The following is a 13,961-nucleotide window of genomic DNA, read 5'->3' as shown; positions in this document are numbered from 1 at the left end:
TCGGTCGGGAGGGCGAGGCGATCAGGTGTCGGGCGACGAGGCCATGGCCACCGGACCGGTCTGCACGGTGGCCTTCATGCTGTCGGGCACCGGAGCGCGCTTGCGCATGAACAGGTGGTGGACGAGCAGCGCCCCGAGGAACCACCCCGCGCCCAGGAACAGCGAGGGATCGAGCGACCGAGCCAGCACCGTCAGCACCACCAGGCTCGAGACCGCATACAGGATCGGCGTCACCGGGTAGCCCCACGCGCGGTAGGGTCGGGTGGTGTCGGGCATCTTTCGCCGCAGGATCATCACCGCCATCACGGTGAGGGTGCCGGTGATGAGCATGGCGGCCGAGGTGTAGTTCATCAGCTGCTCGAAGCTCTGGGTGAGCACCAGCACCATGCTCCACGCGGCCTGGATCCACAGCGCGACCACGGGGGTACGGAAGCGAGCGTGCAGGGTGCCCGCGGGCTTGATGCAGTGCCCGTGGCGAGCCATGGCGTAGGCGATGCGCGAGCCCGTGAGCACGGTCCCGTTGATCGAGCCCAGCATGGCCAGCACGATCAGGGTGGTCACCCCCACCTCGCCCAGCGCCCCGAACAGGGTGCGGGCCGCGGCCGTGCCCGCCTCACCCACCCGTGCGAGATCGGCCATGGGGAACACGGCCAGGAAGCCCACGCAGAGCACGAAGTAGAGCAGCGTGACGCCGAGCGTTCCGCCCACCAGCGCCCGCGGGAGGTTGCGGGCGGGATTGCGGATCTCTCCGCCCACGAAGATCGCGGCGTTCCAGCCCGAGTAGGCGAAGTACACCGGCAAGAACGCCAGCGCGGCCGCCTCGAGACCGGGCGCGTGCATGGGACCCTGCGACCCCCAGGCACCCCCCTCGACGCCTCGAGACACGAGCACGCCCACGCTCGCGGCCAGCAGCACCAAGACCGGGATTCCGGTGAGCACCACCTGGAAGCGCCCCGAGAGCACCACGCCCACGTGGTTCAGCGCGGTCAGACCCACGATGATCGCGAGGGCCCACGCGATCTCGGGCGAGAGCCCGAGATCGGCCGGCAGCGTGTACCAGCGACCCAGGATCACCGGGAGCTGGAACGACGAAGTCCCCACCGCCATCGTGGCGAGCGAGCCGGGGAAGATCGCGAGCAGCTGCAGCCAGCCGACCCCGAATGCGATGCCCGGCCCGTAGGCGATGCGCAGGTACGGATAGTCCCCGCCCGCCCGCGGCATCATGGCCCCGAGCTCGGCCACCGCCAGCGCGCCGAACAGCGCCGACAGGCCGCCCGCGAGCCACATCAAGAGGAACGTGCCCGGATGATCGAGCTGCCCCGCAACGACCGGCGGCGCGATGAAGATGCCGATGCCGAGCATCGAGCCCGCCACCAGCGACACCGCGGCCAAGGGTCCGAGGGACCGAGATTCTTCGTGGTCGGGGTCTCTCACGCGAGCGGGATCCGGGGCCAAGGGACGGGCCGGGGCACGGGGTTTGGCGGACTGTACCGCAAGACGGAGCCGGGGGCGGCAAAACCATCGCGGGCCATCGAGGCGGCGGAGCGCGCCTCTTCCGCCCCCACGCGCCCGGCTCCTACGCCCGAGCACCGCCGATCATGCCCGGGACGGGCCCGGTCATGCCCGCGGACACCCGCGGGGAGCCACGCAAAGGCTGCGAGGCGGATCACCGAATGGACCCCTCTCGGTTTGACAGCCCCGAAATGCCGGGGCTAGCGTGCCCGCCGGCTCATGCGCGTGCGCTCCCTTCCCTCCCCTCGTCGGATCCACCGACCGTCGATGCGCCTCGGCTTGGCGCTGGCGCTCGGCTTGGCCTCGGGGCTCGCCACCGCATGCAAGTCCGGACCCGATCTCTCGGCCGACTACGCCCAGACTGCACGCGAGAACTACGAGCTGGCGCTGGGCGAGTTCTCCGACGAGGACTGGGACGAGACCATCCAGTACGCCGACTTCGTGCGGATCCGGTTCCCGTTCAGCCGCTTCGCGGTGGAGGCCGAGCTGCTCATCGCCCGCGCCGAGTTCGAGCAGGGCAACTACCTCACGGCGCAGGACGCCTTTGCGCAGTTCGCCAAGCTGCACCCCACGCACAAGCACGTGCGCAACGGCTGGGTCAGCTACATGGCCGCGGTGTCGGCCTACATGAACGGCCCCCAGTCGTTCTTCCTGCTGCCGCCCGACTACCAGCGCGACCAGAGCCGGCTGCGCGAGGCCCTGCTCGAGCTCGACTACTTCTTCGACCACTACGGCGACACGCCCACGGCCGAGAACGCGCTGCTGCTGCGCGACGAGATCAACCGCCGCTTGCTCGCGCACGAGCTCTACGTGGCGCGCTTCTACCTCGACCGCAACAAGCCCGAGGCCGCGATCGGCCGCCTCGAGTCGGCCCACGCGCAGTATCCCGGGATCGGCCTCGACGCCGAGGTGCTGTTCCTGCTCGGCGTCACCTACCTGCGAATGGAGGAGGTCGAGCTGTCGCGCTCGACCTTCAGCGAGCTGCAGAGCCAGCACCCCACCCATCACCACGGCAAGCAGGCCCGGATCTACCTCCGTTACATCTACGACACCTACGGCCCGGCCGACCCCTCACGCAAGCGCCCCGACCGCAGCCCGCCGGTCCCCGTGCCGCCGCCCAAGCCCAAGAACCGCGAGCGCCCCGAGCGGCCCGAGCTCGCGGCCGAGCCCGGACCAGCGCCGGAGACCACGCCCGCCAAGCTGCCGCCGCGGCTGCCGACGCCGCCGGCCGGCGCCACCAAGAAGGTCGAGGGCACGAGCGAGGCGGAGTCGACGAAGTCCGCGCCCGCCACCGGCGAGCAGAGCGAGGAACCCGCCACGAACGAGGAGGCGGAGCCCGAGTCCGAAGAGAGCGAGCCCGAGGAGAGCGAGGACGAGGGCTCCGAAGCGACGAACACGGCCGCTTCACCCTAGATCCAGCGTCGTAAGGCGCTCCCCTAATTCCGGGCGATTCGAGGCCAGCGGGGCCAGACCGTCGCCCACACGGCCGACGGTCTGACGTACCCTACGCGGGCGGCCCCGCTCGCCGCCCCCGCTGGCCATGGATCCGCAGATCAAGCACCACCTCCTCGCAGGCCGCGAGCACTACCAGGCCGGCGAGTACAGCCTCGCAAAGCCCCACCTCGAGGCCGTGCGAGAGGCCCACGAAGACTTCGCCGACGTCCACAACATGCTCGGCTTCATCCACTACGAGCAGGGACGGCCCCAGGAGGCCTGCACCGAGTTCGAACGGGCGCTCGCCATCAACCCCCACTACACCGAGGCCGCGCTCAACCTGTCGGTGGTCTACAACGAGCTGGGTCGCTACGACGAGGGCCGTCGGCTCTACGAGCAGGCCCACAACTCGCGGGGCTCGGGAGGCCTGGACCAGCTCGAGCCGCTCGCGCGCGGCAAGATCGCCAACATGCACCGCGACCTCGGCGAGGCCTACACCGCCGTGGGCATGCTCGACCACGCGATCGTGGAGTTCCAGAAGGCGCTCCGCGTGTGCCCCACGTTCGTGGACATCCGGACCAAGCTCGCCAACACCTTGCGCGACCTCGGCCGCTACGACGAGGCGCTCGACGAGTTCCAGGCGATCTGCGACCTGTCTCCCGACTACGTTCCCGCGCGCACGCACTACGGCGTGACCCTGTGGCGCATCGGACGGATCGAGAAGGCGCGAGAGCAGTGGCGAGCCGTGCTGGAGCGCGACCCGAGCAACCGCAGCTGCCAGGTCTACCTGAGCATGACGGCCTCGGACGAGGCCTGAGCTGGTCTCGCCCAGGGTCTTGCTGTTTCGAAGGCCGGAGGTCTCCCGAAGGGCCGGCCTCTGCCATCATGGGCGCATGCCTTCGCCCTCGTCGTGCTCCCTCCGCTCCCTGCTGCTCCTCGTCCCGCTGCTCCTGCCCGCGTGCAAGGGCGACGACCCTCCGCCCGCGAGCGATGAGACCGGCTCGACCGGGGGCAGCACGGCGGGTGATCCCAGTGCCACCAGCGGCATGACCACCGCCCCGCCGCCGACCACCACCGGCGTCGACCCCGACTCGACCACCTTCGGCCCCGGCTGCGGCCCCGATCCTTGCGCCGAGCAGTGCGGCCCCGAGTGCGAGCCCACCGCCACCTGCATCGCCAGCGTGTGGATGTGCGAGTGCGAGTGCCCAACCACCGACACGGGCGACACCTGCAGCTCGCTGGACGTCGAGCTCGACGCCTGGGTCGATCCCAGCAAGACCCCCGCGCTCGATTGCGGCAGCCTCGATCCCACCAACGATGCCACCGAGTGGCAGACCGCCCACGACTGCATCCTGAACCAGCTCATGGGCTCGGGGCTGCGGGCCACGTGGTCGCTCGATGCAGGCTCGGACCCCTACCAGTACGGGGTGGGTGCACGTTTGGTCGCCATGACCTACGAGATCTCCTGGTTCGAGGCGTCGAGCACGTCCACCCTCGTCCAGTACTCGTGCGACGCCATCGTGCCGACCCCCGACTGCGTGGTGGACGTGGGGCAGATGTGCCTGACGTGCGAAGGGCAGACCGAGCTCGCGATCCTCTGCGAGGATCCCCGCTGACCCGCTGGCTCACTGACTGACCCGGCGAAGATCGGTCGGCCGGAATTCATTCGCCACCGCCGCTTCACTGCCGTGCGTGCAAGCTCGCTCACCATTCGCACGCTGTGCGATCACGTCACGGGGTCGCTGCGGGCGCTCGCGTAGGGGACACCGCTCCGCCCTGCGTCGAGCTGGCGCGCGGGTTGCAGTAGGTGCTCGGCCGACGATGCCGACGAGGACCCTGCCCGAGCCCTTGCCCTTGGAGCCACGGGCGCACGCGGAGACCAAGCCGCTCGACGTACCGGCCATGCGCCCGCCCTCCGTGACGGGTGCCCGACTGGCGGCCGGCATCGACGCCCAGCGGCGGATCGGCGAGGGCGCCTCGTCGCTGGTGTACCGCTGCCTCGATCACGACGGCCGGCCGCTGGCGGCCAAGGTGCTGCGGCACCCCTGCCGACCCAGCGCGGAGCGGCGCTTCGTGCTCGAGCTCGACGTGCTGCGGCGCGTCCAGTCGCCCTATGTCGTACGCGTGCGTGATCACGGCCGGCTCCCCGACGGTCGCCCCTGGTATGCGATGGACTACCTTCCCGGTCGCTCCCTGGCGCAGCGCCTCGCGGGAGGCTGGCAGCCGAGCCAGAGCCGGATCGTTCGTCTGCTGCGCATGGCATGTCGCGGGCTCGCAGCGATCCATGCCGCCGGCTACGTGCATCACGACGTCAAGCCATCCAACCTGCTGGTGTCTCGACGCGAAGGGATCGAGCACCTCGTCGTCGCCGATCTCGGGGTGATCGAGGCGATCGGCGTACGGCCTCGATACCTGTGCGGCACGCCCGACTACATGGCCCCCGAGCAGGCCCAGGCCGGTCCCGTCGACGTTCGCTCGGACGTCTACGGCCTGGGCTGCTGCGCCTACGAGCTGCTCACGGGCCACAAGCTGGTGGAGGGACCCGACGTCACCACCAAGATTCGTGCTCACCTGCGCGGGGTGACCCCGCGATGGCCGACCAAGCCCGCGGTGGCGCCCGCGCTGCGTGCGATCGTCGAGCGCTGTCTGGCGCGGGACCCCGCCGATCGCGAGCCCACCATGCTCGCGCTCGAGCGGGCGCTGGCGGCCGTGGCCAAGGATCTCCCTCCTCTGGTTCGCGCCCGGGGCCGACGCGCCCGAGGGACGCGCCGGCCCACCCTCGAGCCCCACAGTCGCAGCGGGTCCGTGCGGCTCGATCCATGCACCCTCACCCTCATGGTGAGCCCCCCCGAGGTCACGCTCGACGGCGAGCACGAGCCGATCCCGATTCGATCGATGACCGCGGTGACCAAGGCGGCGAGCTAGGCCCAGGGCTCGAGCCCGAACACGTTGCGCAGGAACTCCTCCTTGCGATGGGCGCCGGAGCGCTCGACCATGGTGGTCGTGGCCGCGTCGAGCTGCGCGATGATGCGCCCGAACGCCGCCTGGATCGCCGAGTCGATCCCCTCGCCCGGGCAGCCCTCGTCGGGGTGCCGCTCCGCCACCAGGGGTGGCCGCGAGGCGATGAGCAGCTCCACGCACACGCGGACCGGACCCTCGATCGAGCACGGTCCCCACCCGTCGCGCTCGACCATGACCCGACAAGCCACGGCTCGGGGACGTCGATGGTGGATCTTGTGCAACAGACGCTCGGAAAGACACAGGGCTCGCTCGGCATCGCGACCGCTCAGGCCACGTGTGCGCCACTCCATCGGAATGCTCATGGTCGAAGGACCTCCTCGTCCCCGGGCTAGCCCGCGAGCTGACGGTGGCACGGCCCTTACACGAAAAAGACCTCGACCACGGGACCACTCGAGCGACGTCGGGCTCGTGGGGCGCACCGACCGCACCGACCACCGTGGGTGCCCGCGTTCTGCGCCCCGGCCGGGTCCCAGCCGCGGCCCCCCAACGCGGCAACGACCGCGGCCGCAAGGCCGCTCGCTGCCACCTCTGGCCCGGCTTGGCCCCCCAGCGCTGGCCGCAATACGCGGTTTCCGCTACCTTTCGCGCGCCGTCCGATGAGCCTTACCGAAGAATTCCTCAAGTTCTCCCTCCTCGGCGCAGAGTGGGTCCTTTGGCTGCTCGTCGTGCTCAGCGTGCTCAGCGTGTACGTGATGATCGAGCGTGCCGTGTTCTTCCGGGGCGTCTCGGGAGCCGACGCCGAGATCCGCCGCAAGCTGCTCGCCGCTCTCGCCGACGACGATCTCGACCTGGCCGCCAAGACCGTCGAGCACGCCAGCGGTCCGGGGGGTCGGATGGTTCGTGAGATGCTTCCCTTCGCGGGCAAGGGCGGCGAGGCGATCGACGCGGCCATGAACGCGGTGCGCCCGGGCGAGAAGGTCCGTCTCGAGCGCAACCTCAGCTTCCTGGGCACGCTGGGCGCCAACGCCCCGTTCATCGGGCTGTTCGGCACCGTGCTCGGCATCATCAAGGCGTTCAAGGATCTGGCCGAGTCCGGCCTGCAGCCCGGCGGCGAGACCAGCACCGAGGTCATGGCCGGCATCTCCGAGGCCCTGGTGGCCACCGCGGTGGGCCTGTTGGTCGCCATCCCCGCCGTGGTCGCCTACAACATCTTCCAGCGCCGGGTGAAGCGAACGCTGGGCGAGGCCGAGAGCCTGGCCAACACCGCCCGCTCGCTGGTGGTGGGAACCTCGACCGACGCCGCCCCTGCCCCTCCCCCCTCGAAGAGCGGGAAGGGCGGGAAGGACCAGGACAAGAAGGACTAGACGATGGCGGGCGGGACCGATTTCGACGACGAGGGCGAGATCACCGGGATCAACGTCACGCCGCTCGTGGACGTGACCCTGGTGCTGCTAATCATCTTCATGGTCACCACGTCGATCATCACCAACCCCGAGGGGCTGAAGGTCGACAAGCCGGAGGCAGCCACCGGGCAGACCCAAGACCGTGCCAGCATCCTGATCGTTTGTCGCAAGGACGGCACCACCGCGGTCGACGGCAAGGAAGTCACCACCGACGATCAGATCGTCGATGCGATCACCGACGCGTTGGTGGCCGATCGGGAGCTCCAGGGCATCGTGCAGTGTGACACCAAGGCCGAGGTCGGACGCATGGTCCACCTCATCGACCTGCTCCGCGCCGCCGGCGTGAACAAGTACGCCATCGCCACGGAGAAGCCGCCCAAGGAAGAGGGTTGACGACGCCAGGACCAAGACCGCGGCGCTACTCGCCGCGCCCCCGAGAGGACGAGGAGGCCAACCGCTGGCCTCTGTTCCTGTTCGTGGCGTCCATGGTGTTCCACGTCGTCATCTTCTACACGCTCCACGAGATGCCCGAGCCGGAGCGGCCCAAGCAGCTCATCCTCTACGAGGTGGCGGTGAACGAACCGGAACCGCCCGAGCCCGAGAAGAAGGAGCCCGAGCCGGAGCCCGAGCCCGAGCCCGAGCCGGAGCCGGAACCCGAGCCCGAGCCCGAGATCCCGCCCCCGCCGCCCAAGGAGCCCCCGCCCAAGAAGCCTCCGCCCAAGCAGCCCAAGCAGCCGCCGCCCTCCGACGATCTGCCGCCGCCGCCCAAGATCCGCCTGCCCGACAGCCAGCTCGTGCCGGGGGGCTCGGGTAGCCCGGTCGCCGTCAATGCCGGCGGCACCACCACGTCGCCCGGGCGGATCCAGGGCTCGGACAAGGGCAAGGTCGGCGGCAAGCCCAAGGGCGACGGGCAGGGCACGGGCGGCACCGGGACCGCGCCCACGGGGCCCAAGTGGGCGCCCAAGAGCGACATCTACATCAAGAAGATGCCGCTGCCCAAGAAGCGCCCGCCCAAGCTGCAGTGCCCCGCCAGCCGCGACAAGGGCGTCTACGGCACCGTGGTGCTCACCATCGACGTGCGCAGCGACGGCACCGTTCGCAAGGTGCACATCGAGACGGGCATCGGCTCGGGCTGCGACGAGATCGCCGCCAAGGCGCTCAAGAAGATGACGCTGACGCCCGCGGTGGGGACCGACGGGCAGGTCGCCGACTACGCGGGGCTGCGCTACGAGTACGTGTTCGAGCCGCCGAGCTGAGGCTCGAGCGCTCCTCGTGATCAGTCCTCGTGCAGCGCGTCCGCGAGGGCGTCGAAGACCACCCGGATCCGGCGGCTGGTCTTGAGCTCGCGGTGGCTGACGATCCAGATCGGCAAGGTCACGACCGGGGGTCCGTCGGGGACGGCCCGCTGCACGCGACGCTCGTGGTCGCCGACCTCCTGCATCATCACGCACAGGCCCATCCCGCGCTTGGCCAGCTCCCACTGCACGAGGTGGTCTTCGGTGCGGATCGGCGAGCAGCCGTCGGGGAAGGGGTAGCCGGCGGCGCGCAAGATCTCGCGCATTTGCTCGCTCTCGTCGAAGCCGAGCACCTGACCGCGCTCGGCGAGCTGCGCGGGCGTCTGGGGGCTGTGAAGGCGCCTGAGATACGCAGGGGTGCCGTAGAGGTGCGCCTCGGTCCCGTCCTTGACCAGGCGCGCGAACAGATCGGCGCCGTCGGGTCGGAAGTGCCGCACGGCGATGTCGGCCTCGCGGCGCTTGAGGTCGCTGCTCGCGTTGGAGACGACCAGCTCGACCTCGATGCCCGGATGCACCTTGCGCAGCTGCTCGATGACGGGCGGCAGCAGGTAGGCGGAGACGGCCTGGCTGGCTGCGATCCGCACGACCCCATCGACGTCCTGGGACTGACCCGCCGCGATCAACGACAGACGCACGGCGGCCTCGTTCATGTGACGGACTTGCTCGACGAGCTCCACCCCGGTCGCGGTGAGCTCGAGCCGCGACCCCACGCGCTCGAACAGGGCGACGCCGAGCTCTTCTTCGAGCGCGGCCACCTGGCGCCCGAGCGTCGGCTGGGCCTGCCCGAGCGCCCGCGCGGCGGCGGAGTACGAGCCCTCCTCGGCCGTCACGAGGAACGCCCGGGCCCGGTTCCAGTCGAATGCGAGCTTTCGCCAGTCCATGCAAGAATGCATGGCGATGATGCCACATTCGGCGAGGACCATGCAACCGTGCAGAGCTACAACGAGGACGGGCCCGACGACGAACCCCGGGCCACCAAGGAGACACGGCAATGAAGGTCTGCATCATTGGAGCCTCGGGAAAGCTCGGCCAGTACATGATCGCGCACGCGCTGGAGCGCGGGTACGAAGTCGTCGGCGTCTGCCGCGAGCAGAGCGTCGCCAAGCTCGACCGCTTCGCCGACCGGATCACCATCGTCCCCGGAGACACCGACGACCGCGAGGTCATCCGCCGCGCCGTTGCCGGCTGCGACGGCGTGCTCACCGTGCTCGTCCCCTGGGGCATGAACCACTACGCATCGGGGACCGCCCAGGCGGTGCTCGACCACGCCGAGCCGAGCGCGCGGCTGGTGTTCTCGTGCGGCTGGCACATCACGCGCGACGGCAAGGACGTCTACTCGCGCAAGCTGCGGGCGCTGGTCAAGATCGGGGGCTTCTTGGCGCGGCTGGCCCGGGTCGTCGACCTCGACGATCAGGTGGAGGCCTGCAACCGGATCTTCGCCAGCGATCGGCGCTGGACCGTGGTGCGCGGCAGCGACCTCGAAGAAGGCGAGAGCCAGGGCCTGCCGGTGTGGGCCGAGCACGTCGGCGATCCGATCCTCGAGAGCAACCTGACCCGGCGCATCGACTTCGCGCTGTTCATGGTCGCGGCCCTGACCGACGACACGCTCGTGCAGCGGGTGCCGGCGATCGTCGGGTGCGAGAGCGAGTCGGCCCGCCGCCACGCGACCGCCAGCCCCATGGCCCAGGCCAGCTGACCCCGCGGAGCGATGACACGAGACCGCCGCGCCGCTGACGCTCGGGCGCGCCACGAATCGCCACGGGAATGGGGAGCGCCCTACCCACGCCCGGTCTCGGTCCGATCCACCGCGCAGCGAAAGCCGTTGTTGCTGAACGCGGCGTGGGGATCGGACTTGCCGCGCGCGAACACGCCGTAGCCCGAGCACGTGTTCACCGAGCACCACCACGATCCTCCTCGCGCCACGCGTGCCCAGCCCGACTCGGGACCCCTGGGGTCGGTCACTCCGGCGGCATCCCTCTGGTACGTGTCACGGGCATACCAGTCCGCGACCCACTGCCACACGTTGCCCACCGGATCGTGGATGCCCCATGCGTTGGGAGGAAACGCGCGCACGGGCGAGGTGTAGAGATACCCATCGAGCCGCGAATTGTGGTGGTGATCCTCGCCCTGCCAGAAGTTGAGCCCATAGGACCCATCGGGGCGCTGCGGCCGATCGCCCCATGGATAGCGCGTGCCGTCCGAGCCCGCCCGCATCGCATACTCCCACTCCGCCTCCGTGGGCAGTCGACGGCCGAGGTGGGCACAGTAGCGCGAGGCATCCATCCAGCTCACCACCACCACCGGCTCGTCGTCGCGCTGCGGCGGAGCGTCGTCGCCCCACGGGGCCCGCCACGTCAGCCCGGGCCGCTGGTCCCACTCCCAGTCGTCCATGCCCTCGACCGCCGTCTTGCCGTAGCCGAAGCGCTCGGCGCTGGTGCGGTAGCCCGTCTGGTCCACGAACCAGCGAAAGTCCGCCACCGTGACCAGCGTGGCCTCGAGCCAGAACGGCGAGATCGTCACCGCGTGCGGCGGTGACTCGTCCTCGGCGTGCATGGGGTCGCGGCCCATGACGAACGTGCCGCCGGGGATCGGCAAGAGCGGCGCACCATGGGGCGGGCCGCTCTCGCGCGAGCGAGGCTCGACGTCCGACGTCGAAGCGCCAGCCGTCTCGGGTGGCGACGAGGTCGGCCGCTCACCCACGTCCGGGATCGCCGGAGCCCCCGCCCCATTCGCGTCGTCCTCCGCTCGGGGCTCGGCGTGGCAGGCGACGGCGACGGCGACGGCGAGCCCGCCTACTCCAGGTCGTCGTACTCCGGCTCCTCGTACTCGTAGTACTCCATGCACCAGTCCAAGCACACCTTCTTGGCCTTGGGAAACTCGCGCGCGCAGGCCTTTTCGCGGTCCTCGTCGCCGTGATCCTGCTCGAAGCACTCGCTGATCCGCACGCAATCCGGGCACGTCTTCTTGCGCTTGGTCTCGAATGCGAGGTTGCACTCCTTCTCCTTCTTGGGGCAGTCGACCGCCTCGCACTGCGAGTTGGCCGCCATGCAATCGTTGCGACACGCGAGCCGGGCCTCGGCACACTTGCGAATGCACTCGGTCGAGCCATCGGCACACGCGGCCTTGCACTGATCGCACCCGCTGGTGCACGCGGCCTGGCACGTCAGGCATGGCTTGGCACAGGCATGGATGCACGCCTGCCCGTCGTCCCAGCACCCCGAGGGGTCGTACGTGCAGTTCTGATCCCAGTCGTGGAACTCGCACTCGTCGACCGGGGGATCCGCCTCGGGGTCGTCTTCCTCGACCCAGTCGGGGACGAGGGTGAAGGCGTGCGCGCAGCTGGCCACGTAGGCATCCACCCGCTGCGCGTGGGTCGGCTCTCCGGGCTCGAGCTCCTCGTCGACCACGGCGGGCTCGGTTGGCGTCGGCTCGGTCGGCGTCGGCTCGGTCGGCATCGGCTCGGTCGGCGTCGCCTCGGTCGGCGTTGGCTCGGTCGGCGTCGCCTCGACCGCCTTCGTCGCGTCGCTCGACGCCTTGGGCTCGGCCACCTTGGTCGGAGCCGGCTCCGCCACATTGGCCACCTGCATCGGACTCGGACTCGGCGAGGTCTCGGACGCAGGCCCGGTACAACCGATCATCACCGCCAGCGGGAGCGACCATCGAAGCAAGGACCGCATCGAACGAGGGGGAGTCGAAGCCATCGACGTCGATGGTACACCCGCGCGAATCGACTCGAACGCGAGGGTCGCAGCCCGCCCGGGCGCGTCATCGGCGTGCACGACGCGAGCGACACCGCACGCGTCGGCCCGATCCCGGCGTTGGCCCGCGAGGAACGGACCCTGGCCCCCAATGACAGCGCGAGCCGACCCGGCGGGCGGCCGGTGGGGCTAAGCTCCCCTACGCCAATGACCGAGCACTTCGACGTCGTGATCGTGGGCGCCGGGATCTCCGGCATCAGCGCGGCCTGCCACCTGCAAGAGCGCTGCCCCGACCGAACCTTCGTGATCTTCGAGGGACGCCCCCGCCTGGGGGGCACCTGGGACCTGTTTCGCTACCCGGGGATCCGCTCCGACTCCGACATGTACACGCTGGGCTTTCGCTTCGAGCCCTGGAAGGAGCAGGAGGCCATCGCCGACGGTGATGCGATCCTGAAGTACCTGCACCACACCGTGAACAAGCACGGGCTGCAGCCGCGCATGCGCTTCGAACACCGGGTGGTGCATGCCTCGTGGTCGAGCGCCGAGGCTCGCTGGACGCTCGAGGTCACCCACGGCGACGAGCGCGTCCGCGTCACGTGCGGGTTCCTGTTCATGTGCAGCGGCTACTACGACTACGAGCAGGGCCACGCGCCGCGATTCCCCGGAGCCGAGCGCTTCGCCGGTACCCTCGTGCACCCGCAGCACTGGCCCCAAGACCTCGACTACGCGGGCAAGCGCATCGTGGTGATCGGCAGCGGAGCGACCGCGGTCACGCTGGTGCCCGAGCTGTCCAAGCAGGCGGCCCACGTGACCATGCTGCAGCGCTCGCCCACCTACATCCTGTCGCGTCCCCGCAACGACGCCGTCGCCAACCTGCTGCGCCGGGTGCTGCCCCGCGGCCTGGCCTACGACGTCACCCGCTGGAAGAACGTGCTGGTGTCGCTGGGCTTCTACGAGCTGTCGCGGCGCGCGCCCAGGCGGGTGGCCAAGGTCCTCATCGAGGGCGTCCGCCGGGCGCTCCCCGCCGGCTACGACGTCCAGACCCACTTCACTCCGCACTACGACCCCTGGGACCAGCGGCTGTGCCTGGTGCCCGACGGAGACCTGTTCGAGGCCATCGAGAGCAGGCGCGCCTCGGTGGTCACCGATCACATCGAGTGCTTCACCGAGCACGGCATCCTGCTGCGCTCGGGCCAGGAGCTGCCCGCCGACATCATCGTCACCGCCACCGGGCTGAAGCTGCTCGTGCTCGGGCGCGTGGAAGTCGAGGTCGACGGCGAGCCCGTCGACTTCGCCAAGACCATGGCCTACAAGGCGATGATGTTCTCCGACGTACCCAACCTGGCGCTCTGCTTCGGCTACACCAACGCGTCGTGGACCCTCAAGGCCGATCTCACCAGCGAGTACGTGTGCCGGATGCTGAACCACATGCAGCGCAACGGCTACCACACCTGTGTGCCGCGCCGACGAGACGCGAGCGTCAGCGAGGAGCCGTTCCTCGACTTCAGCTCGGGCTACGTGCAGCGAGCCCTGCCCGAGCTACCCAAGCAGGGCTCCAAGGCCCCGTGGAAGCTGCGCCAGAAGTACCTGCTGGACGTGCTGGCCCTGCGCCGCGGCAAGGTGGACGACGGGGTCATGGAGTTCCTGTGAGCGGGGAG

At 70.0% G+C, this 13,961-nt stretch carries 14 protein-coding genes; 9 read left to right on the top strand and 5 right to left on the bottom strand.

The features are described from left to right. Positions 1-21: 21 nt before the first annotated feature. On the bottom strand, positions 22-1,392 hold the full coding sequence (locus tag OEB96_RS16150; RefSeq protein ID WP_266216782.1) for an APC family permease: 1,371 nt from the start codon (positions 1,390-1,392) through the stop codon (positions 22-24). A 387-nt stretch (positions 1,393-1,779) separates the two neighbouring features. Here OEB96_RS16150 and OEB96_RS16145 point away from each other — a divergent pair, with 387 nt between their 5' ends. The 4 genes from OEB96_RS16145 (at position 1,780) to OEB96_RS16130 (ending at position 5,871) form a co-directional block, all read left to right on the top strand. Beyond that, a complete protein-coding gene (locus tag OEB96_RS16145; protein WP_266216781.1) occupies positions 1,780-2,925 on the top strand; it encodes an outer membrane protein assembly factor BamD in 1,146 nt (381 codons plus the stop codon). Between the two features lie 127 nt (positions 2,926-3,052). After that, on the top strand, positions 3,053-3,763 hold the full coding sequence (locus OEB96_RS16140; protein WP_266216779.1) for a tetratricopeptide repeat protein: 711 nt from the start codon (positions 3,053-3,055) through the stop codon (positions 3,761-3,763). Positions 3,764-3,839: 76 nt separating this feature from the next. Beyond that, positions 3,840-4,562, top strand: coding sequence for a hypothetical protein (locus OEB96_RS16135; protein WP_266216778.1), 723 nt, complete (start codon positions 3,840-3,842; stop codon positions 4,560-4,562). A gap of 205 nt (positions 4,563-4,767) precedes the next feature. Next, positions 4,768-5,871, top strand: coding sequence for a serine/threonine-protein kinase (locus OEB96_RS16130; protein WP_266216776.1), 1,104 nt, complete (start codon positions 4,768-4,770; stop codon positions 5,869-5,871). On the opposite strand, the gene OEB96_RS16125 is transcribed toward OEB96_RS16130, so the two are convergent. Continuing rightward, the gene (locus OEB96_RS16125) at positions 5,868-6,269 is read right to left on the bottom strand and encodes a hypothetical protein (protein WP_266216774.1); all 402 of its coding nucleotides are present in this window, start codon (positions 6,267-6,269) and stop codon (positions 5,868-5,870) included. The two genes, OEB96_RS16130 and OEB96_RS16125, sit on opposite strands and share 4 nt — an antisense overlap. Before the next feature lie 294 nt (positions 6,270-6,563). On the opposite strand from OEB96_RS16125, the gene OEB96_RS46445 reads away from it, so the two are divergent. From OEB96_RS46445 to OEB96_RS16110, 3 genes are read left to right on the top strand one after another with little or no spacing between them, the layout of a single operon-like run. Continuing rightward, positions 6,564-7,271: a MotA/TolQ/ExbB proton channel family protein gene (locus OEB96_RS46445; protein ID WP_323137406.1), complete on the top strand. Its 708-nt coding sequence runs from the start codon at positions 6,564-6,566 to the stop codon at positions 7,269-7,271. 3 nt (positions 7,272-7,274) lie between these two features. Beyond that, complete coding sequence (locus OEB96_RS16115) at positions 7,275-7,703, top strand: ExbD/TolR family protein (RefSeq protein ID WP_266216773.1); 429 nt, start codon at positions 7,275-7,277, stop codon at positions 7,701-7,703. Further along, complete coding sequence (locus OEB96_RS16110) at positions 7,700-8,566, top strand: energy transducer TonB (RefSeq protein ID WP_266216771.1); 867 nt, start codon at positions 7,700-7,702, stop codon at positions 8,564-8,566. Before OEB96_RS16115 ends, OEB96_RS16110 begins: the two co-directional genes overlap by 4 nt. Before the next feature lie 20 nt (positions 8,567-8,586). On the opposite strand, the gene OEB96_RS16105 is transcribed toward OEB96_RS16110, so the two are convergent. Beyond that, complete coding sequence (locus OEB96_RS16105; RefSeq protein ID WP_266216769.1) at positions 8,587-9,486, bottom strand: LysR family transcriptional regulator; 900 nt, start codon at positions 9,484-9,486, stop codon at positions 8,587-8,589. A gap of 110 nt (positions 9,487-9,596) precedes the next feature. Between OEB96_RS16105 and OEB96_RS16100 the strand changes: the two genes are divergently transcribed. After that, a complete protein-coding gene (locus tag OEB96_RS16100; protein ID WP_266216768.1) occupies positions 9,597-10,301 on the top strand; it encodes an NAD(P)-dependent oxidoreductase in 705 nt (234 codons plus the stop codon). 80 nt (positions 10,302-10,381) lie between these two features. On the opposite strand, the gene OEB96_RS16095 is transcribed toward OEB96_RS16100, so the two are convergent. Beyond that, positions 10,382-11,200 carry a formylglycine-generating enzyme family protein gene (locus OEB96_RS16095; RefSeq protein WP_266216766.1) on the bottom strand — a complete coding sequence of 273 codons (819 nt, stop codon included), beginning with the start codon at positions 11,198-11,200 and terminating at the stop codon, positions 10,382-10,384. Positions 11,201-11,397: 197 nt separating this feature from the next. Beyond that, complete coding sequence (locus OEB96_RS16090) at positions 11,398-12,192, bottom strand: hypothetical protein (protein ID WP_266216765.1); 795 nt, start codon at positions 12,190-12,192, stop codon at positions 11,398-11,400. A 318-nt stretch (positions 12,193-12,510) separates the two neighbouring features. Here OEB96_RS16090 and OEB96_RS16085 point away from each other — a divergent pair, with 318 nt between their 5' ends. Further along, positions 12,511-13,953 carry a flavin-containing monooxygenase gene (locus tag OEB96_RS16085; protein ID WP_266216763.1) on the top strand — a complete coding sequence of 481 codons (1,443 nt, stop codon included), beginning with the start codon at positions 12,511-12,513 and terminating at the stop codon, positions 13,951-13,953. The last annotated feature ends 8 nt before the right edge of the window (positions 13,954-13,961 follow it).

The sequence above is a fragment of the Paraliomyxa miuraensis genome, assembly GCF_026337845.1.
Lineage (GTDB): Bacteria > Myxococcota_A > Polyangia > Nannocystales > Nannocystaceae > Paraliomyxa > Paraliomyxa miuraensis.
The sequence above is the reverse complement of the archived record's forward strand: the minus strand, read 5'-3'. Positions and strand labels throughout refer to the sequence as shown.